The sequence below is a fragment of the Streptomyces sp. NPDC048600 genome (assembly GCF_055587025.1).
The window spans coordinates 1-20211 of record NZ_JBVJGZ010000052.1 but is presented as its reverse complement, the minus strand read 5'-3'; the positions used below and the strand labels follow the sequence as shown (position 1 = coordinate 20211).

At 72.2% G+C, this 20211-nt stretch carries 20 protein-coding genes; 10 read left to right on the top strand and 10 right to left on the bottom strand.

The window, feature by feature from the left end:
* Positions 1-11: 11 nt before the first annotated feature.
* Positions 12-665, top strand: coding sequence for a hypothetical protein (locus ACZ6SQ_RS37320; protein ID WP_389337176.1), 654 nt, complete (start codon positions 12-14; stop codon positions 663-665).
* A gap of 336 nt (positions 666-1001) precedes the next feature.
* On the opposite strand, the gene ACZ6SQ_RS37315 is transcribed toward ACZ6SQ_RS37320, so the two are convergent.
* On the bottom strand, positions 1002-2135 hold the full coding sequence (locus ACZ6SQ_RS37315; RefSeq protein ID WP_386378922.1) for an Mrp/NBP35 family ATP-binding protein: 1134 nt from the start codon (positions 2133-2135) through the stop codon (positions 1002-1004).
* Positions 2136-2337: 202 nt separating this feature from the next.
* Here ACZ6SQ_RS37315 and ACZ6SQ_RS37310 point away from each other — a divergent pair, with 202 nt between their 5' ends.
* The gene (locus ACZ6SQ_RS37310) at positions 2338-3120 is read left to right on the top strand and encodes a hypothetical protein (RefSeq protein ID WP_469570306.1); all 783 of its coding nucleotides are present in this window, start codon (positions 2338-2340) and stop codon (positions 3118-3120) included.
* Positions 3121-3147: 27 nt separating this feature from the next.
* Here ACZ6SQ_RS37310 and ACZ6SQ_RS37305 read toward each other — a convergent pair whose 3' ends face one another.
* Together ACZ6SQ_RS37305 and ACZ6SQ_RS37300 are read right to left on the bottom strand one after the other, a co-directional pair.
* Complete coding sequence (locus ACZ6SQ_RS37305) at positions 3148-3666, bottom strand: hypothetical protein (protein ID WP_469570303.1); 519 nt, start codon at positions 3664-3666, stop codon at positions 3148-3150.
* Between the two features lie 23 nt (positions 3667-3689).
* Positions 3690-4805 carry a magnesium and cobalt transport protein CorA gene (locus ACZ6SQ_RS37300; RefSeq protein ID WP_469570301.1) on the bottom strand — a complete coding sequence of 372 codons (1116 nt, stop codon included), beginning with the start codon at positions 4803-4805 and terminating at the stop codon, positions 3690-3692.
* Positions 4806-5260: 455 nt separating this feature from the next.
* Here ACZ6SQ_RS37300 and ACZ6SQ_RS37295 point away from each other — a divergent pair, with 455 nt between their 5' ends.
* The 4 genes from ACZ6SQ_RS37295 to ACZ6SQ_RS37280 all read left to right on the top strand — a co-directional run bounded on the left by ACZ6SQ_RS37295 (position 5261) and on the right by ACZ6SQ_RS37280 (position 8485).
* Positions 5261-5845 carry a suppressor of fused domain protein gene (locus ACZ6SQ_RS37295; protein ID WP_469570298.1) on the top strand — a complete coding sequence of 195 codons (585 nt, stop codon included), beginning with the start codon at positions 5261-5263 and terminating at the stop codon, positions 5843-5845.
* Between the two features lie 147 nt (positions 5846-5992).
* Entirely contained in the window at positions 5993-6634 is a 642-nt protein-coding gene (locus tag ACZ6SQ_RS37290) for a DUF6758 family protein (protein WP_389337159.1), read from the top strand.
* Between the two features lie 330 nt (positions 6635-6964).
* Positions 6965-7822: a PHP domain-containing protein gene (locus ACZ6SQ_RS37285; RefSeq protein WP_469570295.1), complete on the top strand. Its 858-nt coding sequence runs from the start codon at positions 6965-6967 to the stop codon at positions 7820-7822.
* A 57-nt stretch (positions 7823-7879) separates the two neighbouring features.
* On the top strand, positions 7880-8485 hold the full coding sequence (locus tag ACZ6SQ_RS37280) for a MarC family protein (protein ID WP_469570293.1): 606 nt from the start codon (positions 7880-7882) through the stop codon (positions 8483-8485).
* Positions 8486-8563: 78 nt separating this feature from the next.
* Here ACZ6SQ_RS37280 and ACZ6SQ_RS37275 read toward each other — a convergent pair whose 3' ends face one another.
* The gene (locus ACZ6SQ_RS37275; protein ID WP_386378911.1) at positions 8564-8716 is read right to left on the bottom strand and encodes a hypothetical protein; all 153 of its coding nucleotides are present in this window, start codon (positions 8714-8716) and stop codon (positions 8564-8566) included.
* 185 nt (positions 8717-8901) lie between these two features.
* Between ACZ6SQ_RS37275 and ACZ6SQ_RS37270 the strand changes: the two genes are divergently transcribed.
* Positions 8902-9813 carry an NYN domain-containing protein gene (locus tag ACZ6SQ_RS37270; protein ID WP_469570335.1) on the top strand — a complete coding sequence of 304 codons (912 nt, stop codon included), beginning with the start codon at positions 8902-8904 and terminating at the stop codon, positions 9811-9813.
* Positions 9814-9864: 51 nt separating this feature from the next.
* Here the strand turns inward: ACZ6SQ_RS37270 and ACZ6SQ_RS37265 are convergent, their stop codons facing one another.
* Together ACZ6SQ_RS37265 and ACZ6SQ_RS37260 are read right to left on the bottom strand one after the other, a co-directional pair.
* Positions 9865-10731, bottom strand: coding sequence for an alpha/beta fold hydrolase (locus ACZ6SQ_RS37265; RefSeq protein ID WP_469570291.1), 867 nt, complete (start codon positions 10729-10731; stop codon positions 9865-9867).
* Between the two features lie 95 nt (positions 10732-10826).
* Complete coding sequence (locus ACZ6SQ_RS37260) at positions 10827-13403, bottom strand: DEAD/DEAH box helicase (protein ID WP_469570333.1); 2577 nt, start codon at positions 13401-13403, stop codon at positions 10827-10829.
* Positions 13404-13934: 531 nt separating this feature from the next.
* Here ACZ6SQ_RS37260 and ACZ6SQ_RS37255 point away from each other — a divergent pair.
* The gene (locus tag ACZ6SQ_RS37255) at positions 13935-14690 is read left to right on the top strand and encodes a ferritin-like fold-containing protein (RefSeq protein WP_386378909.1); all 756 of its coding nucleotides are present in this window, start codon (positions 13935-13937) and stop codon (positions 14688-14690) included.
* A gap of 88 nt (positions 14691-14778) precedes the next feature.
* Here the strand turns inward: ACZ6SQ_RS37255 and ACZ6SQ_RS37250 are convergent, their stop codons facing one another.
* From ACZ6SQ_RS37250 to ACZ6SQ_RS37235, 4 genes are all read right to left on the bottom strand, one after another.
* Positions 14779-15048: a hypothetical protein gene (locus ACZ6SQ_RS37250; protein ID WP_389337144.1), complete on the bottom strand. Its 270-nt coding sequence runs from the start codon at positions 15046-15048 to the stop codon at positions 14779-14781.
* A 297-nt stretch (positions 15049-15345) separates the two neighbouring features.
* A complete protein-coding gene (locus ACZ6SQ_RS37245) occupies positions 15346-15573 on the bottom strand; it encodes a DUF3107 domain-containing protein (protein ID WP_356686285.1) in 228 nt (75 codons plus the stop codon).
* Between the two features lie 326 nt (positions 15574-15899).
* Positions 15900-16541: a TetR/AcrR family transcriptional regulator gene (locus ACZ6SQ_RS37240; protein ID WP_386378907.1), complete on the bottom strand. Its 642-nt coding sequence runs from the start codon at positions 16539-16541 to the stop codon at positions 15900-15902.
* 196 nt (positions 16542-16737) lie between these two features.
* On the bottom strand, positions 16738-16962 hold the full coding sequence (locus ACZ6SQ_RS37235; protein ID WP_469570286.1) for a hypothetical protein: 225 nt from the start codon (positions 16960-16962) through the stop codon (positions 16738-16740).
* 209 nt (positions 16963-17171) lie between these two features.
* Between ACZ6SQ_RS37235 and ACZ6SQ_RS37230 the strand changes: the two genes are divergently transcribed.
* Together ACZ6SQ_RS37230 and ACZ6SQ_RS37225 are read left to right on the top strand one after the other, a co-directional pair.
* Entirely contained in the window at positions 17172-18296 is a 1125-nt protein-coding gene (locus tag ACZ6SQ_RS37230; protein ID WP_469570284.1) for an alpha/beta fold hydrolase, read from the top strand.
* 7 nt (positions 18297-18303) lie between these two features.
* Positions 18304-20022: a DUF3152 domain-containing protein gene (locus ACZ6SQ_RS37225; protein WP_469570282.1), complete on the top strand. Its 1719-nt coding sequence runs from the start codon at positions 18304-18306 to the stop codon at positions 20020-20022.
* Positions 20023-20211: the final 189 nt, after the last annotated feature.

Here is a 20211-nt window from a genome sequence, read left to right as displayed (position 1 = left end):
GCGGCGGGCACATGGAGACGACGAGTCAGGCGGTCGCGCAGGCGCCGGCCGCGGAGGGCGCACAGCAGGTTCCCTCCGCACGGCGCACGGTCGACGGCTACCTGCGCGCGCCCTTCCCGTGGTACGGCCTCGACGAGGCGTTCACCGGGCCGCGCTGGCTGATGCAGGTCGGGACGGCGGCGGACGGCGCCGTGGAGCACGGGTCGATCGGGCACGGTGACGAGCCCTCGGTACGGGCGGACTCCGAGGACCGGGAGAAGTTCGCGGTCGTGGTGACCGTCGCGGCGAACCCGTCGCGGCGCAGCGCGGACGGTACGGGGCTGCTGGAGGCCACGTCGGTGTCCTCGGCGGCCTGGCTGGCCGGGGTGGGGCTGCTGTCCTTCACCTGGCCCGGCCAGATGGACCACTCGCTGCGCGACGACTGGCTGGAGCAGCAGACGGAGACGGCGTGGGCGCTGGCCGACGACCTGGACGGGGGCGAGTGGTCCACGTTGTCGCTGCCGGTGGACGGGGTGCCGACGCCGTTCCACTACCGCGAGTCGGAGTTCGGCTGGGTGCTGGCCGGGTCTACGCGGGAGGGTGTGCATGTGGGGGCGTACGGCAGAGGTATGAGTGCGTACGGGTTGGGGTTCGCCGTGATCAAGGACGTTGCCGCGTACGCGTGACGGGGTTGTCCTGTGCGTACCTGCGCGTGAAAAAGGGGCGCCTGTTGTAGGCGCCCCTTTTTCGCTGGGCCTGCTGTGCGTCTGCCGCTGGGCCTGCTGTGCGTTGGCCGACTTCCGCGCCGTCGTGGCTGGTCGCGCAGTTCCCCGCGCCCCTGAAGACCTGCGCAGTTCCCCGCGCCCCCAAGAAGCTGCGCTGTTCCCCGCGCCCCTTGAGGGGCCTGCGCTGTTCCCCGCGCCCCCGAAAGACCTGCGGCGTTCCCCGGGTCTCTCAAAGACCTTGTGGCGTTTCCCGCGCCTCCAACGGCCCTTGTGGGGTCGGGGGCGGGGGTGTGGGGGTCAGAACTTGTTCTTGGGGGTGATGCCCAGGGAGAGACCCGAGAGGCCTCGCTGGCGGCCGCCGAGTTTGCCGGCGATGGCGCGGAGGGCGGAGCCCGCGGGGGAGTCCGGGTCGGTCAGGACGACAGGCTTGCCCTCGTCGCCGCCCTCGCGCAGGCGGACGTCGATCGGGATGGAGCCGAGGACCGGCACCGTCGCGCCCGTGGTCCTCGTGAGGCCGTCCGCGACCTTCTGGCCGCCACCCGTGCCGAAGACGTCGACCATCTCGTCGCAGTGCGGGCAGGGCAGCCCGGACATGTTCTCGACGACGCCGACGATCTTCTGGTGGGTCTGGACGGCGATGGAGCCCGCGCGCTCGGCGACCTCGGCGGCGGCCTGCTGCGGGGTCGTCACGACGAGGATCTCGGCGTTCGGCACCAGCTGGGCGACCGAGATCGCGATGTCACCGGTGCCCGGCGGCAGGTCCAGAAGCAGGACGTCCAGGTCGCCCCAGTACACGTCCGCCAGGAACTGCTGGAGGGCGCGGTGGAGCATTGGGCCGCGCCAGACGACCGGGGCGTTGCCCGGGGTGAACATGCCGATCGAGATGACCTTCACGCCGTTCGCGGACGGCGGCATGATCATGTTCTCGACCTGGGTGGGACGGCCGTCGGCGCCCAGCATGCGCGGCACGGAGTGGCCGTAGATGTCGGCGTCGACGACACCGACCTTGAGGCCGTCGGCGGCCATCGCGGCGGCCAGGTTCACCGTCACGGAGGACTTGCCGACGCCGCCCTTGCCGGAGGCGACCGCGTACACCCGGGTCAGCGATCCGGGCTTGGCGAAGGGGACCTCGCGCTCGGTGCCGCCGCCGCGCAGCGCGGCGGCCAGTTCCTTGCGCTGCTCGTCGCTCATCACGTCGAGCGTGACGTCGACACCGGTGACGCCCTCGACCGCGGAGACGGCGTCGGTGACGCGCTGCGTGATCGTGTCGCGCATCGGGCAGCCGGAGACCGTCAGGTACACGGTGACCGCGACCGCTCCATCGGCGCCGATCTCCACCGACTTGACCATCCCGAGTTCCGTGATGGGCCGGTTGATCTCGGGGTCGTTGACTGTCGCCAGTGCCTCGCGCACCGCGTCTTCCGTAACCATAAGGTCGATGGTACGGCGCGGTGGCCCTGCCCCGTGAAGGGCCGTACGCGGTCGTTTACATCACTCCGGGTGCGGGCCCGCGGCGGGAATACGGCGGGACGCGGGGGCGGCGGGCGGTCCCCGGGACTGGCTTTCGAGCGGAACATCACCTCCCGGTACTCTGCGGTAGGCCGCTGAAGACCCCTCGAAAGGCACCGCACCTGTGACTGCGATTCCCCCGGGCCGTGTCCGCCGCAGGATCGTGCGGATCGGTGCGGTGTGCGCGCTGGCCGTGACCGGCACGGCACTGGCCGGGTGCGGCAGCGAGGACCCGGACGCGGGCACCAACGGGGTGGGCAAGCTGCCTCCCGCCAAGATCCAGTCGGAGACCCGCGCGGCGGCCGGTTCCGTGGACGCGGTACGGCTGTCGGGCACGGTCGTCGCGGGCGGTCGCACCTACCAGCTGGACATGCGGCTGAAGGAGGACGGCGGCAGCGGCTCGCTGACCGCGCAGGGCGCGACCTTCGAACTGCTGCGGATCGGCGACGAGCTGTTCCTCAAGGCGAACGCCGGGTTCTGGAACCACGAGGAGAGCAAGGGCGAGGACGGGAAGGGCGAGGACGAGAAGGGCGACGGCGACTCGGCCGCGGCCGACAAGCTCGGCGGCAAGTACGTGAAGGTGCCGCAGGGCGACCCCTCCTACAAGCGGTTCAGCGGGTTCACCGACAAGGACGTCCTGCTGGACGGCCTGCTCACCCTGCACGGTTCGCTGGACACCGACGGCCGCCACGAGCAGGGCGGTGTGCGCACCGTCCGCATCACCGGCGACAAGGGCGCCGGCGGCACCTTGGACGTCTCGCTGGAGGGCAAGCCGTATCCGCTGCGCCTGGTGCGCGCCGGGGGCGCCGGCACGCTGAGCTTCTCGGACTGGGGCAAGGACTTCGCGCTGAAGCAGCCCCCGAAGGGCGAGACCGTGGACTACGGGCAGCAGCTGCCCACGTCCTGACGTCCCGCCCGCGGTGTACGGGCGCGGTCAGCCGCGTCGCTTGCGGCCCTTGAACAGCAGCCGGGGAAGGCCCGCCGGAACGGGCTGCCGGGTCGTCGCCGGGCTCGGCAGCGGGGCCTCGGCGAGGGAGCCGTCGGGCAGGGGAGCGGTGGCCCCCGTGGGCTCCAGCCGCAGCACCCGGCATTCGCGCGCCCAGCGCTCGGTCATGGCCTCGCCGTCGGGGGCGTTCAGCCGCTTGCCCTTCAGTTCGGCGACCACCGTCTCCCACGCCTCGGAGCCGGGCGTGAGCTCGACGGTCCGGGCGGACCAGGCGACCAGCCGGCCGCCCTTGTCCTTGCTGCGCACGGTGACCTCGGCGGTGCCGCCGTCGGTCAGCCCCGGCAGCGGCTGCTCCCCGGGGCCGTCGCCGACCAGGCAGGCCGCGCCCTCGTGCCACACGTGCCAGAGCGCGCGGGCCGCCGGGGCGCCGTCGCCGCGCACCCAGATGAGCCCGGACTTCTTCGTGGCCTCCTCGACGAGGGCCCGGTCGAGCAGCTCGCTTGTCATGCGGTCACCCTATCGGGGCGCGGTCAGAGCCAGCCGTTGCGCTTCAGCGTGCGGTGGATGCCGAGACAGATCACCGCGGTGATGCCGAGCACCATCGGGTAGCCGAACCGCCAGCGCAGTTCCGGCATGTGCTCGAAGTTCATCCCGTACACCCCGCACACCATCGTCGGTACGGCGATGATCGCCGCCCAGGAGGTGATCTTGCGCATGTCCTCGTTCTGCGCGACGGACGCCTGCGCCAGATTGGCCTGGAGGATGGAGTTCAGGAGCTCGTCGAAGCCCATGACCTGTTCCTGCACCCGGGCGAGGTGGTCGGCGACGTCCCGGAAGTACTTCTGGATGTCCGGGTCGATCAGCCGCATCGGCCGCTCGCTCAGCAGCTGCATGGGCCGCAGCAGCGGGGAGACGGCCCGCTTGAACTCCAGCACCTCGCGCTTGAGCTGGTAGATCCGCCCGGCGTCGGTGCCGCGCGGGCTGCCCTTGCGGCCCGGCGAGAACACCTCGGTCTCGACCTCGTCGATGTCGTCCTGCACCGCGTCGGCGACCGCGATGTAGCCGTCCACGACATGGTCGGCGATGGCGTGCAGCACCGCCGAGGGGCCCTTGGCGAGCAACTCCGGCTCGTCCTGGAGGCGGTGGCGCAGCGCGCGCAGCGAGCCCTGGCCGCCGTGCCGGACGGTGATGAAGAAGTCCCGGCCGGTGAAGCACATGACCTCGCCGGCCTCGACGATCTCGCTGGTGGCCGTCAACTGGTCGTGCTCGACGTAGTGGATGGTCTTGAAGACGGTGAACAGCGAGTCGTCGTAGCGCTCCAGCTTGGGCCGCTGGTGGGCCTGCACGGCGTCCTCGACGGCCAGCGGGTGCAGCCCGAACTCGCCGGCGATACCGGCGAATTCGGCCTCGGTGGGCTCGTGCAGACCGATCCAGACGAACCCGCCGTCCCGGCGCACCTGACGCAGCGCCTCGTGCGGGCTCAGCGGCTTGCCGAAGTCCAGCCGGGCGCCGTCGCGGTAGACGGCGCAGTCGACGACGGCCGAGGGCGTGCCGGGGTCGCGCGTGGTGTCGTAGCCGGCGGTGTCCTTGCGCAGGGACGGGCGGGCGGGACGCACAACGGAACGCAGGTCGCGGATCATCGACATGGCGGGCTCCTTCGCTACGAGCAGCGCAAGGCGGCCGACGACGGGTGGAACTGCCCGGAATGGGGACGTCCTGGCGCGGAGATGTTTGGCACGTCCACAAAGCGGGGAGCACCGCACCGTCGCGGTGGCTGGCTTCGCTGCCGGTCAGATCAGACAGATCAGGCGGAACGAAACGAAGTGCTCTTCCGTGAGAAACGCGCGGGAGCGGCGCCGGAAAGGCTTGAGCCGGGAGAAGACAGCTACTTCAGCGGCCGGAAGAGCGGGTGGTACTGCACGGTCGACTTCGGTCCATCGCAGCCCCACCTCCTCCGGCCGGTCCCTCGTAAGGGAGATCCATCGGCGTCGGGACTCGAACCGCGACGCTTCTGCGTGCTGCCCGACCGGCCAAGAGTATCAGCCGACTGAAGTGTCAAGGCGCCGCTTTGCCTTGTACTGACGAGTTCTATGCTCGCCGCATGGTTGATGTTCTTCCTCTGGTCGAGGCCAGGTTGCGCATGGCGCTGGGCGAACCGGACGCCCGGGCGGCGGTCACCTTCCTCGGCACCGACCGCATCGAGGTACTCCGCTTCCCGGGGGACGGCATCGTCCGTTACGCCACCCTGGGGATGTCCGCGCAGCCCATGTCCGACCCCACGGCGATGGTCGCCGACCCGGTCGTGGGGCCGCGTGCCGAGCTGGTCCTGACCGTGCGCGCGGGCCGCGCGGACACCGACAAGGTGCTCCGCCCGCTCGCTGTGCTGGGTGCCTCCCCGCAGGTCGAGGGTCTGATCGTGGCGCCCGGCGCCTCGCTGGACGTCGGCGAGCCGCTCTGGCCAGGCGCGCCCTTCACCTCCGTACTGGTCGCCGAGCCGGGCGGTCTGGTGGAGGACCTGGAGCTGGACGAGCCGCTGGACCCGGTCCGCTTCCTGCCGCTGCTGCCGATGACGCCGAACGAGGCCGCCTGGAAGCGGGTGCACGGGGCGCAGGCCCTCCAGGAGCGCTGGCTCGAGCACGGCACCGATCTGCGCGACCCGGCGCGTGCCTCCGTGCCGCTGGGGTGAGCCATCTCACCGGCGTCCGGGGTGCCGGGGCGTCCGGGTGTGTTGGGCCGGTTGGTGGACCCCCGCCCACCGAGTCCAGGTGATCGTCGGCCCCGGACGGGTGATCGTCCTTGACGGGAGGGTGTCCGGGTAGGACCGTGGAGCCCTATGAGGGGCGAACCCAGTTGCCCGAAGTGCGGTGGCCGGGTCAGGGCTCCCGGTCTCTTCGCCGATTCCTGGCAGTGCGACGTCCACGGCACGGTGCATCCGGTGCAGCCCGTGATCCCGCCGAGCGTCGAGGGCCTCGGCGTGGTGGTGCATCGCACGAAGGTGCCCGTGTGGATGCCGTGGCCGTTGCCGGTCGGCTGGCTGTTCACGGGCGTGGCGAGTGCCGGTGACGACCGCAGCGGCGGTCGTGCGACGGCGGTGGCCTGTTCCGGACCCGGTCCGCTCGGCGGTATGGGCGAGCTGATCCTGGTCGCCGAGGAGCTCGGTGTGGGGCTCGGCGCGCGGTACGCCGGCATCGACGGGCCCGATCCGGGCCCCCATCTGAACGTGGAGAAGCCGCCGCAGGCGAAGGTCCTGGCCGGCGGGCGGCCGACGCCGCTGTGGCATGTCGCCGGGACGCCCGACGACCGGGCCGTCTTCGCCGGTGAGGCGCTCGGGATGTGGGTCTGGGCCGTGGTGTGGCCGGAGCAGTCCGGGTTGCTGATGTACGAGGACATGGTGCTGGCGGATCTGCGGGACGCGGGGGCCGAGGTGGAGCTTGTTCCCTGCGGGGCGTTGTCGCCGCGCTTGCTCGAGCCGTGACATCCCTGAGGGCGGGGGTGTTCTGTTGTTGCTCGTGCGCGGGCCGTCGTGGGCTTGTCGCGCAGTTCCCCGCGCCCCTTGGGGCGTTGTCGCCCAGGCCGTCCGGTTGCCGGGCGGGTCTTCGTGGCCGCGCGGCGGAGCCGCATGTCGATACAGCCCCGCGCCCCTTGGGCGTTGCCGGGCTGGTCCTCGCGCCCGCGCGGTGGAGCCGTGTGTCGGCACCTGTGATGTAAAGGTCTCTCGGGCGGTGCAGGTATGACATGGGCACTGTCGGGGGCGGTTATCCTTGGGTGGCCCCCTTTCGTCCCGTGAGCGCTTGGAGTTCGTGTCGTGCGTATCGACCTGCACACCCACTCCACCGCTTCCGACGGTACGGACACCCCCGCCGAGCTGGTGCGTCGTGCCGGGGCCGCCGGGCTGGACGTGATCGGGCTGACCGATCACGACACCACCCGGGGCTACGCCGAGGCGATCGCCGCGCTCCCCGCCGGGCTCACGCTGGTCACCGGGGCCGAGCTGTCCTGCCGTATCGACGGCGTGGGCATGCACATGCTGGCCTACCTGTTCGACGCCGAGGAGCCCGTGCTGCTCGCCGAGCGGGAGCTGGTGCGGGACGACCGTGTGCCGCGGGCCAAGGGCATGATCGCCAAGCTGAACGAGCTGGGCGTGCCGGTGACCTGGGAGCAGGTCGCGCGGATCGCCGGTGACGGCTCGGTCGGCCGGCCGCACATCGCCACCGCTCTGGTCGAGCTGGACGTCGTACCCACCGTGAGCGACGCCTTCACCCGGCAGTGGCTGGCCGACGGCGGGCGGGCGTACGTGGAGAAGCACGAGAGCGACCCGTTCGAGGCGATCCGGCTGGTCAAGGCGGCCGGTGGAGTCACCGTCTTCGCGCACCCGGCGGCCGTCAAGCGCGGGCGCACGGTCCCCGAGTCCGCCATCGCGGCCATGGCCGAGGCCGGGCTCGACGGGATCGAGGTCGACCACATGGACCACGACCCGGACACCCGCGCCCGGCTGCGCGGGCTGGCCGGCGACCTCGGTCTGCTGGTCACCGGCTCCAGCGACTACCACGGCAGCCGCAAGACGGTCGCGCTCGGCGAGTTCACCACCGACCCCGAGATCTACGGGGAGATCACCCGGCGGGCCGCGGGCGCGTTCCCGGTTCCGGGCGCCGGCGGAGTCTGAGGACCAGCCTCCCGCTCCCGCCCGTCCGCCTCACTTCAGCAAGGTCTGTGCCCACCCATGTTCGACGTCGCTGTCTTCGGCTCGCTCTTTTTGACCCTTTTCGTCATCATGGATCCCCCTGGGATCACCCCGATCTTCCTCGGTCTGACCGCCGGCCGGCCGGCGAAGGTGCAGAAGCGGATGGCCCTTCAGGCCGTCTGTGTCGCGGGCGGGGTGATCGCCGTCTTCGGGCTCCTCGGCCACCAGATCCTCGACTATCTGCATGTCTCCGTCCCCGCCCTGATGATCGCGGGCGGGCTGCTGCTCCTGCTGATCGCCCTCGACCTGCTCACCGGCAAGACCGACGAGCCGAAGGCGACCAAGGACGTCAATGTCGCGCTCGTGCCGCTCGGGATGCCGCTGCTGGCCGGTCCCGGCGCGATCGTGTCCGTGATCCTGGCCGTGCAGAAGGCCGACAGCGTGGCCGCGCAGGTGTCGGTGTGGGCGGCGATCGTCGCCATCCACGTCGTGCTGTGGCTGGTGATGCGCTACTCGCTGCTGATCATCCGGGTGATCAAGGACGGCGGCGTCGTGCTCGTCACCCGGCTCGCGGGCATGATGCTCTCCGCCATCGCCGTGCAGCAGATCATCAACGGCGTCACCCAGGTCGTCCAGGGCAGCTGACCCGCCCCGCGCACGAACGGAGCCCCGTACGGTCTGATCGCCGTACGGGGCTCCGGAGCTGTTGGTCGTGATCCGCTGTCACAAGGCCGTGGTGTCGGCCGGGCGGATCCACAGGCGCTGTCCGATGGCGGCGGCCTGCTGAACGATCCTGTTGACGGAGGCGGCGTCCACGACGGTGCTGTCCACGGGCGTGCCGTCGACGTCGTCGAGTCGCATGATTTCGAAGCGCATGGCTTCTCCCTTCGTCTGGTCATCCTCCTGCGGAGAATTACTGCGTACGTAGGGAGTCAACGGCATGCGTGTTACAAACATTCCCTACGCTAAAGAAATTTTTCGAACAACTAATTACTAGCGAGTAAGAGGTTCGTGCGGGACCGACCGGGGCCGGTTGTGTTCGCAGCGTGACGGCCGGGACAATGGAGGCGATGAACGACGACCTCGCCGCCCTCGCAGCCCGCATCGACAGCACCAACGACCTCCTCCGTCGCATGCTGGCCGAGGTGGCCAAGACCCCCTCGACCCACGCGATCTTCGTCGACGCGGGATACCTCTACGCGGCCGCGGGGCGGCTGATCGCCGGGACCGAGGACCGGCGGGCCTTCGACCTCGACGCCGAGGGACTGATCGAGGCGCTCATCGACCGCGCCCGGAACGTCTTCGCGGACAGCAGACTGCTGCGGGTCTACTGGTACGACGGCGCCCGGCGGCGCATCCACACCGCCGAGCAGCAGTCCATCGCCGAACTGCCCGACGTCAAGGTCCGCCTCGGCAACCTCAACGCCAACAACCAGCAGAAGGGCGTCGACTCCCTCATCAGGACCGACCTGGAGTCCCTGGCCCGGCACCGCGCCATCAGCGACGCGGCCCTCCTCGGCGGCGACGAGGACCTGGTCTCCGCGGTCGAGGCGGCCCAGGGCTACGGGGCCCGGGTGCACCTGTGGGGCATCGAGGCACCGGACGCCCGCAACCAGGCCGAGCCGCTGCTGTGGGAGGTCGACAGCCAGCGCACGCTCGACCTCGAGTTCTTCAAGCCGTACGTCAGCCGCCGCACCTCCCCGGTCTACGACCCCGGCGCCGCGCCCGCCGGCCGGCCCAGCCGGGAGGACGTGCGCTTCGTCGGCGCCCAGATCGCCGCGAAGTGGCTGGCCGAGCGCGGCCGGGACACGCTGATCGAGCTGCTGCCCGGACACCCGTATCTGCCCGGCTCGGTCGACCAGGACCTGCTGGTGGAGGCGGAGGGCGTGCTCCAGTACTCCCTGCGGGGCCAGGCCGACCTGCGGCGCGCGCTGCGCGACGGCTTCTGGGAGCACCTGCGGACGCTGTACTAGCGCCCTTCCGGCGGAGAGCCGTCAGAAGGGCAACTGGCGCCGGATCACTTACTACTTGCCGTCCCAGAAGGTGGCCAGGGCCTCGGCCGTCGGCAGGGGCCGGTCCACGTTCGGGGAGTGGTCGGCGTCGGTGACCACCGTGCGGCGCGCGGCGAGCCGTACGGCCATCTCGTCCAGCAGCGGCACCGGCCAGGTGTCGTCGACATCGCCGGACAGGACGTGGAACGGCAGCGGGAGAGCGGCGAGTTCGTCGACGCGGTCCGGCTCGGTGCACAACTGCCTTCCCGTGGCAAGCAGTTGCGCGGGAGTGTGGCCGAGCCAGCGGCGGCGCAGATGGTCCGTGGAGCCGGTTCCGACAGCGGGATCGCCGACGTCCTCGGGCGCGCCCATCGCCTGGATCGCCTCCCACACCTCGGCCATGGTCATGACCGCGAGCGCGCCGTGCAGCAGCTGTACGCGCTCCTGCTGCGAGGGCGAGATCCGGGCCGGGCCCGAGGCCATCAGGGTGAGCGAGGCGAAGGGGGAGTGGTCGAGCAGCACGGCCGCGCGGGCGATCTGGCCGCCGAGGGAGTGCCCGAGCAGATGCAGGGGATCACCGCCGTCCAGCGCCGCCGCCTGGGCGAGCACGTCCAGGGCCAGCTCCCGCTGGGCGTAGGCCGACTCGTCGTCGGGGCCGCCGGACTCGAACTGTCCCCGGCCGTCCACCGCGACCGTTCGGTAGCCGCGGGCCGCGAGCGGCTCGTGCAGCAGGTTGAAGTCCTCCTTGCTGCCCGTGAACCCGGGCAGCAGCAGCGCGGCGCCCTTCCGGGCGACACCGGGGGCCGCGTCGTGGTCGACCACGGCGAAGTCGCCGCGGGCCGTGCGGAGACGGTAGGCGCGGGCGCCGGGGGGAGGGTTCAGCGTCGGCGGGTTGCTCACGGGGTGAGGGTAGTCGCCGTGGCCGACGCATAGGCCGACGGGCCGGTCCCCGCGTGTGCGGGGACCGGCCCGTCGGGCGTTCTGCCGGCTGTCGATCAGCCCTCGGCGGGCTCGGCCGCCTTGCGGGTGCGGCGCGCCCGCGGAGCGGCCTCGACCGTCTCCGTGTCCGCGGCCGGCTTGGCGGCGGCGGTCTTGCGGGTGCGGCGCGGCTTGGCGGCGGGCGCGTCCGGCTCCTGCGTGGCCTGGGCCGGGATCTCGGCGGCGGGCGCCTCCGGCTCGGCGGCCTTGCGGGTGCGGCGGACCCTCGGCTTGGCCTCGGTGCCCTCGGCCGTCTCGACCGCCGCGGTGGCGGCGGTCTTGCGGGTGCGCTTCGGCTTGGCCTCGGCGGTGTCCGCGTCGGTGGCCGTGGCCGCCGTCTTGCGGGTGCGCCGGGGCTTGGCCTCGGTGGCCTCCGCGGTGTCGACAGCCGTGGTCGCGGCCGACTTGCGCGTGCGGCGCGGCTTGGCCTCGACGGCCTCCACCGCGTCGGCCGTGGCCGCCGTCTCCGTGTCCGCGGCCGGCTTGGCGGCGGCGGTCTTACGGGTGCGGCGCGGCTTGGCCTCCACGCCCTCGGCCGTGTCGACGGCCTCGGTCGCGGTGGCGGCGGCCTTGCGGGTGCGCCGGGGCTTGGCCTCGGCGGCGTCCGTGTCGGTCGCGGCGTCGGTGGCCGTGGCGGCCGTCTTGCGCGTGCGGCGCGGCTTCGCCTCGACGGCCTCCACCGTGTCCGCCACCGTCTCGGCGGGTGCGGCGGCGGTCTTGCGGGTGCGGCGCGGCTTGGCGGCGGGTGCGTCCGGCTCCTGCGTGGCCTGGGCCGGGATCTCGGCGGCGGGCGCCTCCGGCTCGGCGGCCTTGCGGGTGCGGCGGACCCTCGGCTTGGCCTCGGTCGCCTCGGCCGTGTCCACCGCCGTCTCGGCGGGTGCGGCGGCGGTCTTGCGGGTGCGGCGCGGCTTGGCGGCGGGCGCCTCCGGCTCGGTCACCTCGACCGGCGTCACGACGGCGGGGGCCTCCACGACAGGGGTCGCCACGGCGGCCTCGGCCTCGGGAACGACCGTGGTCGCCTCGGCCGACCGGCGCGTACGGCGGCGGCGCGGCCTGCCGGCCTCGGACTCCGGGGCGTCCAGCACGGCCGGACCCTCCGCGGCGGACACGGCGGACACGGCGGACTCCGCCTCGACCGGAGCGGCGGCGGCTGCGGCCACCGACGGCGCGGCGGCACCGCCACGGGTACGGCGACGACGGCGCGGGGTGCGCGCGGTCACGCCCTCGGCGGCGGACTCGGCCGTCTCGGCGACCGGCGTACCGGCCGCGGCCTCGCCCTCCACCCTGGCCCCGCCGCGGGTACGACGGCGGTTGCGCGGCGTACGCGCCGAACGCTCACGGTCGTCGGAGCGGGACTCGTCCCGGCCGCCACGGCCACCACGACCGCGCGGACCGCGGCCGCCGGGCTCGCCCAGGTCCTCCAGCTCCTCCGCGTCCAGCCCGGCGCGCGTGCGCTCCGAGCGCGGCAGGACACCCTTGGTGCCCGCCGGGATGCCGAGGTCCTCGAAGAGGTGCGGGGACGAGGAGTACGTCTCCACCGGATCGTTGAAGTCCAGCTCCAGCGCCTTGTTGATCAGCTGCCAGCGCGGGATGTCGTCCCAGTCGACGAACGTGATCGCCGTACCCGACGCGCCCGCGCGGCCGGTGCGGCCGACGCGGTGCAGGTACGTCTTCTCGTCCTCGGGGGACTGGTAGTTGATGACGTGGGTCACGTTCTCGACGTCGATGCCGCGCGCGGCGACGTCGGTGCAGACGAGGACGTCGACCTTGCCGTTGCGGAAGGCGCGCAGCGCCTGCTCGCGGGCGCCCTGGCCGAGGTCGCCGTGGACCGCGCCGGAGGCGAAGCCGCGGCGCTGGAGCTGCTCGGCGATGTCGGCGGCGGTGCGCTTGGTCCGGCAGAAGATCATCGCCAGCGCGCGGCCCTCGGCCTGCAGTATGCGGGCGACCATCTCCGGCTTGTCGAGGGAGTGCGCGCGGTACACGAACTGCTTGATGTTCGCGTGCGTGATGCCCTCGTCGCCCGGGTCGGTGGCGCGGATGTGCGTGGGCTGCGACATGTAGCGACGGGCCAGTCCGATGACCGCGCCCGGCATGGTCGCCGAGAACAGCATGGTCTGGCGCTTGGCCGGGAGCATCGCGATGATCTTCTCGACGTCGGGCAGGAAGCCCAGGTCGAGCATCTCGTCGGCCTCGTCGAGCACGAGAGACTTCACACGGCTCAGGTCCAGCTTCTTCTGGCCCGCGAGGTCGAGCAGCCGGCCGGGGGTGCCGACGACGACGTCGACGCCCTTCTTCAGGGCCTCGACCTGGGGCTCGTAGGCCCGGCCGCCGTAGATCGCGGTGACGCGCACATTGCGCACCTTGCCCGCGGTCAGCAGGTCGTTCGTGACCTGCTGGCACAGCTCGCGCGTGGGGACGACGACGAGCGCCTGCGGGGCGTCGGTCAGGTCCTCGGGGCGGGCGCGGCCGGCCTCGACGTCGGCGGGGACGGTGACGCGCTCCACGAGCGGGAGGCCGAAGCCCAGCGTCTTGCCGGTGCCGGTCTTGGCCTGGCCGATGATGTCCGTGCCGGAGAGGGCGACGGGGAGCGTCATCTCCTGGATGGGGAAGGGGTTGAAGATGCCGACGGCCTCCAGGGCCTCGGCGGTCTCGGGAAGGATTCCGAGCTCTCGGAACGTCGTAGTCAGGGTGCTGCCTCTTCTGTGTGCGCGGTGCGAGGCGAGCGCGGGGTCGTGTCCGACCGTGCCGGGGACGTCGGTCGCCACACGGGGCGGCCGTGGGGCACGGGACCAATTCCGACGCTCTAGCGCTCGAACCGCTGAGGGTGTCCCCCTCCGATCGTCGTACGCATGGTGCCGTACGGTCAGGGAGGGCTGTCGGGTCGGAGCCGATCGGGCCACCGACCGGGCATCCTCATACGTGCGGCCTGTCGGGATACGGCACTTCCGACGCGTTCGGACGTGCCTTCGTACCAGCAGGCGCATTACCACCATACCCCGGATTGGCGCACACGCGATGGCCGATTCGGTCACGTTGTCGTCGTCACACTTGCGGGCACGGTCCGGCCGGGTGTCCTGGCCACTATGACTGACCAGGGACTTCCCTCGTGCGGAGAGCGGGCTATTGTGCGCTTCATGACGAGCTCTGACAAGCCTGAGAACGCCCCCGAAACCGCCGCCGAGCCCACCGGTGTCGCCGCCCAGGACTGGGCACAGGCCTCCGCCGACCCCCAGTACCGCGCCGCGGTCGTGGACCTGCTCGGCGCGCTCGCGTACGGCGAGCTCGCGGCGTTCGAGCGGCTGGCGGAGGACGCCAAGCTGGCGCCGACGCTGGCGGACAAGGCGGAGCTGGCCAAGATGGCCTCGGCGGAGTTCCACCACTTCGAGCGGCTGCGGGACCGGCTGACGGAGATCGGCGAGGAGCCGACGGACGCCATGCAGCCCTTCGTCGCCGCCCTGGACGGCTTCCACAAGCAGACGGCCCCGTCGGACTGGCTGGAGGGCCTGGTCAAGGCCTACGTCGGCGACTCGATCGCCAGTGACTTCTACCGGGAGGTCGCCGCCCGGCTCGACTCGGACACGCGCTCGCTGGTGCTTGCCGTGCTCGACGACACGGGGCACGCGGGCTTCGCCGTGGAGCGGGTGCGCGCGGCCATCGACGCCGACCCGCGTGTGGGCGGGCGGCTCGCGCTGTGGGCGCGGCGGCTGATGGGCGAGGCGCTGTCGCAGTCGCAGCGTGTGGTCGCCGAGCGGGACGCGCTGTCCACGATGCTGGTGGGCGGGGTGGCCGACGGGTTCGACCTCGCGGAGGTCGGGCGGATGTTCTCTCGGATCACCGAGGCCCACACCAAGCGCATGGCCGCGCTGGGGCTGGCGGCCTGACGGCTTCCGCCGGGACATGACGAAGGGCGCGGTCTCCCGCGCCCTTCGGTGTATTCAGCTGTGGTGGTGCCCGCTTCCGCCCGGTCCGTCAGACCGTCACTGATCGTCGGCGGAGCCTTCCGTCGGGGCGCAGCAGCAGGGACAGCGAGGCCGTCGAGACGATCAGGGCGCCGAGCAGGCTCAGGGGGACCGCGGCCGCGTCCAGCGCGGTGTGCGTGATGAAGTCACCGAACAGGGCACCGGCCACGCCGGTCGAGTAGACCAGGGGCCGGGCCGGCAGACGGTGGGACAGCCGGTTCGACGCGGCCCACGCCAGGGCGAGACCGAGCAGTGCGGAACCGAGCGCTTCCAAGATCATGAAGAGTCCCTCCCACGCGGCCGACCTGGTGCCTGCGGTCGTCGTGCGTCATACCCGTGACCTGCGGAATCCAATCCTCCCCTGTGTGCCGGATGTGAGCCGTCCGGGAAGGCGGGGCGTGGGCCGTTCGGGGATCACCGGGTGCGGGCGTCCCGACCTGCGTACACGGCGCGGGCCGGGCTGTCCGGGCATCGCCGAGGGATCGTCCCGCGCAACGTCCGGGGATATGCGACGAGGGGCCCGGCGACCGAAGTCACCGGGCCCCTCATGGCGTCGTACGCCTTGCGGCGTGTGCTCCTAGAGCGCGCCGAAGCCCACCTTGCGCGGGGCCGCCTCGCCGAGCTCGACGTAGGCGAGACGGTCTGCCGGCACCAGAACCTTGCGGCCGTGCTCGTCCACGAGGCTCAGCAGCTGCGACTTCCCGGACAGCGCGTCGGCCACGATGGCCTCGACCTCCTCGGCCGTCTGACCGCTCTCCAGAACGATCTCGCGCGGCGCGTGCTGCACGCCGATCTTGACCTCCACGGCTATGTCCCTCCGAACGGTCAGTGAAGTGCGCGGCCATCCGCGCCGTACCCAGCACACATTAGCCCGGTGAGGGGACGGACACGGTCCGCGCGGCCACGCCAGGAGCGAACAGCCGCCGGGAACAAATCCCGGCGGCTGTCCTCCACGTCTTCCTGGTGCACGGCTGCCCGGGACGGCGCGCGGGCCCGGCCGGGCGCCGTACGGCTGCCCGCGCCCCGGGTGCCCGACGGCCCCCGGCGGAACCGCCCGGTGCCGTACGGGCCCCTCCGCGCCGGGTCCTCCGGTGCCGTACGGCCCCTCAGTGCTGGTCGGTGCCGCGCAGCTCAGTGCTGGTCGGTGCCGTGCAGCGGGAAGCCCGCGATACCGCGCCAGGCCAGCGAGGTCAGCAGCTGGACCGCCTCGTCGCGCGGGACGCTGCGGTCGCTGTGCAGCCAGGAACGCGCGACCACCTGGGCCAGGCCGCCCAGGCCCGAGGCGAGCAGCATGGACTCGTCCCGCGACAGCCCGGTGTCCTCGGCGATGACGTCGCAGATCGCCTCGGCGCAGTCGTTGGTGACCTTGTCGACGCGCTCGCGCACCGCGGGCTCGTTCGTCAGGTCCGACTCGAAGACCAGGCGGAAGGCGCCGCCGTCGTCCTCGACATAGGCGAAGTAGGCGTCCATGGTCGCCCGTACGCGCTGCTTGTTGTCGGTCGTCGACGCGAGGGCGCGCTGTACGGCCTGGATCAGGGACTCGCAGTGCTGGTCCAGCAGTGCGAGATAGAGGTCGAGCTTGCCCGGGAAGTGCTGGTAGAGCACCGGCTTGCTGACCCCGGCGCGCTCGGCGATGTCGTCCATCGCGGCGGCGTGGTAGCCCTGCGCCACGAAGACTTCCTGGGCGGCGCCCAGCAGCTGGTTCCGTCGGGCACGGCGCGGCAGGCGCGTGCCCCTCGGGCGTGCCGCCTCTGTCTGCTCGATGGCTGTCACGCCGCCTCCCAAATTCGTCCACATGCGGTGAGCGCCGCGCGGCCATCGTACTTTTGGGTAACCGTGGTGTGCGCGGTGCGAACGCAGAATTTCACGTACCGGACGGCGGCGAAAGCCGTGCAGACGGTTTCGTACCGGTGCGTAGGGGGCAGAATGTCGCCTCTTTACCTGGTCAGGCCTCGGTGTCAGCCGGGCGTCAGCGGTAGTCGTCCTCGTCGAGCGAGACGATCCGGGTCTGTTCGATGAGGTCGGCCTCGTCGGCCCGGTCCCGGTCGGCGCCGGTCATCCTGTCGTCGTGCTCCGGAGCGACGTCGGCGTTCTGCTCGGCCGTGTCGGCCTCGGGCGCCTCGACGTCGAACTCCTCGCTCTCCCGTGTCTCCTCCACCTCGAACGTGTCGGGGTCGGTGGGATCGACGGTCATGATGGGCTCCCTTCCTGCGCACGCCTACGAACGGCCCCGGGAAAAGGCAGGGGTCACACGCGGGTGCCCTCTCTAAGAGCCTAGGAGACCTGCGATCCGGACGCTATGCGATGCGCGTTCGGGGCGTCACCGCGTGCGTGCGGGTGCTGTGACGGCCACCACAGGCGAACACATGAGTCAGTGCGTGATCGTCTCGTAACATTGCCCGCATGTCTTCGACCGAGCTGCCTCCCGTGCCGACCGCCAGCGTGCTCCCGAAGACGGCGCCCGTCCGGGTCGCGGACGGCGAGCGGCTCAGGACGGTCGGGTTCCCGGGCATCACGCTGACCATCCGGTCGCGTCCGCCCACGCGCGAGGGCCTCGAACCCGCGCTGTACGTCCACGGCCTCGGCGGTTCCTCGCAGAACTGGTCGGCGCTGATGGAGCTGCTGGAAGGCGTGGTCGACTGCGAGGCGCTCGATCTGCCGGGCTTCGGCGACTCCCCGCCGCCGGACGACGGCGACTACTCCGTCACCGGGCACGCCCGCGCGGTCATCCGCTACCTCGACGCCTGCGGGCGCGGACCCGTGCACCTCTTCGGCAACTCCCTCGGCGGCGCGGTCTCCACCCGCGTCGCCGCCGTACGGCCCGACCTGGTGCGCACGCTCACCCTGGTCTCGCCCGCGCTGCCCGAGCTCCGCGTCCAGCGCAGCGCGGTGCCGACCGCGCTGCTGGCGCTGCCCGGAGTGGCGGGCCTGTTCACCCGGCTCACCAAGGAATGGACGGCGGAACAACGGGTCCGCGGAGTGCTCGGGCTCTGTTACGGAGACCCCGGACGGGTGACACCGGACGGGCTGCGGTACGCCGTCGAGGAGATGGAACGGCGGCTCCAGCTGCCGTACTTCTGGGACGCGATGGCACGCTCCGCGCGCGGGATCGTCGACGCCTACACCCTCGGTGGCCAGCACGGACTGTGGCGTCAGGCGGAACGCGTCCTCGCCCCGACCCTGCTGGTCTACGGCGGGCGCGACCAGCTCGTCGGCTACCGGATGGCCCGGAAGGCCGCCCGTTCCTTCCGGGACGCGCGTCTGCTGACGCTTCCGGACGCCGGGCATGTGGCGATGATGGAGTACCCCGAGACGGTGTCCACCGCCTTCCGTGAACTGCTGGCGGACACCTGCGGGCGGACCGGTGCCGGGCTCGACGCCGACCCGGGTGACGCGACGGGGGAGGGCGGGCGCGTGCGTCCGTCCGGTACAACGGGTACGCCCGGACCTCCGGGCTCGTCCGGTACAACGGGTACGCCCGGTGCGCCGGGCACGACGGCGAGTACGACCGAGAACAAGAGGAGCTGAGGCGCGGGTGGGACGCCACAGCCGCCGGGGACCCGCGCCGAAGGGCGCCGGAGCCCGGCGGATCCTGGGGGGCTCGCGCTCCGCGGAGGACTCGGGCACGCCTCAAGGGGCGCGGCCCGCCGAAGCGTCGCGCGCCGCGGGTGATCCACGGCTGCCCTCGGGGGACCCGCGTGTTCCCGGGGCGCCGTCGCCCGAGCAGGTACGGGCCTGGCAGTCGGCCGGCCGGCCGCCGGGTGCCACGCCCGGCTTCGGGGGCCAGGGCCAGGGCCACGGGCAGGGGCAAGGCCAGGGCCAGGGGCAGGGATACGGGCCCGCGCAGGGAGCGCCCCGCTTCGACGGGACGCCCGCGCGAGGGGTGCCTCGGTACGCCGACGGCACGCCCGCTCACGGGGTCCCGCGCTTCCCGGACGGCACGCCCGCACACGGCGTACCGCGTTTTCCCGACGGCACGCCCGCACACGGCGTACCGCGTTTTCCCGACGGCACGCCCGCTCACGGCGTCGCGCGGTTCCCCGACGGGACGCCCGCGCGTGGCGTACCGCGTTTTCCCGACGGCACTCCCGCCCATGGGGTCCCGCGCTTTCCCGACGGCACCCCCGCCCATGGCATGCCCCGCTTCGACGGCACGCCCGCGCACGGTATGCCGCGGGTGCGTGGCGGGCATCCCGAGCAGCGGGAATCCGGCGGTGGCTGGGGCGAGTTGAGGGGCCAGGCGGAGGGTACGGCCGGTACCGCGCTGCCCCGGCAGCGGCAGGTGGCGCCCGGCGGGCCGCGGCAGGACTATGTCTCCGCGTTCGACGAGGGCGGGGACGTCCAAGGAGGCCGCGGGGCCTCCGCCGGCGAGGACCCGTACGCCTCCGTCACCCAGTGGGACGCGCGGCCCCCCGCCGGGACGGACCACGGCGGGCAGCCGGTCCGCAAGGGCGGCAAGGGGAAGGCGTTCACCGGGATCGCGGCGGCGGCGGTGACCACCGTGCTGGCCGTGGTCGTGACCGGCCAGGTCACCGACCGGGGCGAGGACACCAGCGTGGGCGCCCAGTCGGCCCCCGGCACCGACCGGGGGCTGCACGACTCCGCCTCTCGCGGCGAAGGCCGCCCGACGCCCAGCACACCGCCGATCGTGCCGCTGACGTACGAGCAGAAGATGGGCGAGAAGTACGCGCTGGCACCGGGGCTCGACGGCTCGGGGAAGTTCGACGCCATCCCCGGCATCGACAAGGCGCCCGGCAAGGGGCAGAAGTTCACCTACCGCGTGGACGTCGAGCAGGGACTCGGGCTGGACGGCGAGCTGTTCGCCCAGGCCGTGTACAAGACGCTGAACGACGAACGCAGTTGGGCGCACGGCGGCGGCCGTACCTTCGAGCGCATCCACTCCGGCGAGCCCGACTTCGTGATCACCCTGGCCAGCCCCGGCACCACCGCGGACTGGTGCGCCAAGTCCGGCCTGGACACGACCGAGGACAACGTCTCCTGCGACTCCGCCTCCACCGAGCGCGTGATGATCAACGCCTACCGCTGGGCGCAGGGTTCGAAGACGTACGGCGACGAGATCCACGCCTACCGGCAGATGCTGATCAACCACGAGGTCGGCCACCGGCTCGGGTTCCACCACGTGACCTGCGACAAGGACGGCGACCTCGCGCCCGTCATGCAGCAGCAGACCAAGTTCCTGGACCACGACGGTGTGAGCTGCCGGCCCAACCCCTGGGCGTACCCCAAGAGTTGACCGGGCCGGGGCGGCATGGTGACGATCCGTAGGCAAATGATCTCTTAGCGCGACGGAACGCCACCCGCCCGCGAAAGTTACGACCGTTCACCCCTTCTGGTGGGGGGGGGGGGGGGGGGGGGGGGGGGGGGGGGCGTGGCGTTTGGTGTCTTGTTCCTTCTTCCCTCTCCTCCCCCCTACGGGCCAACC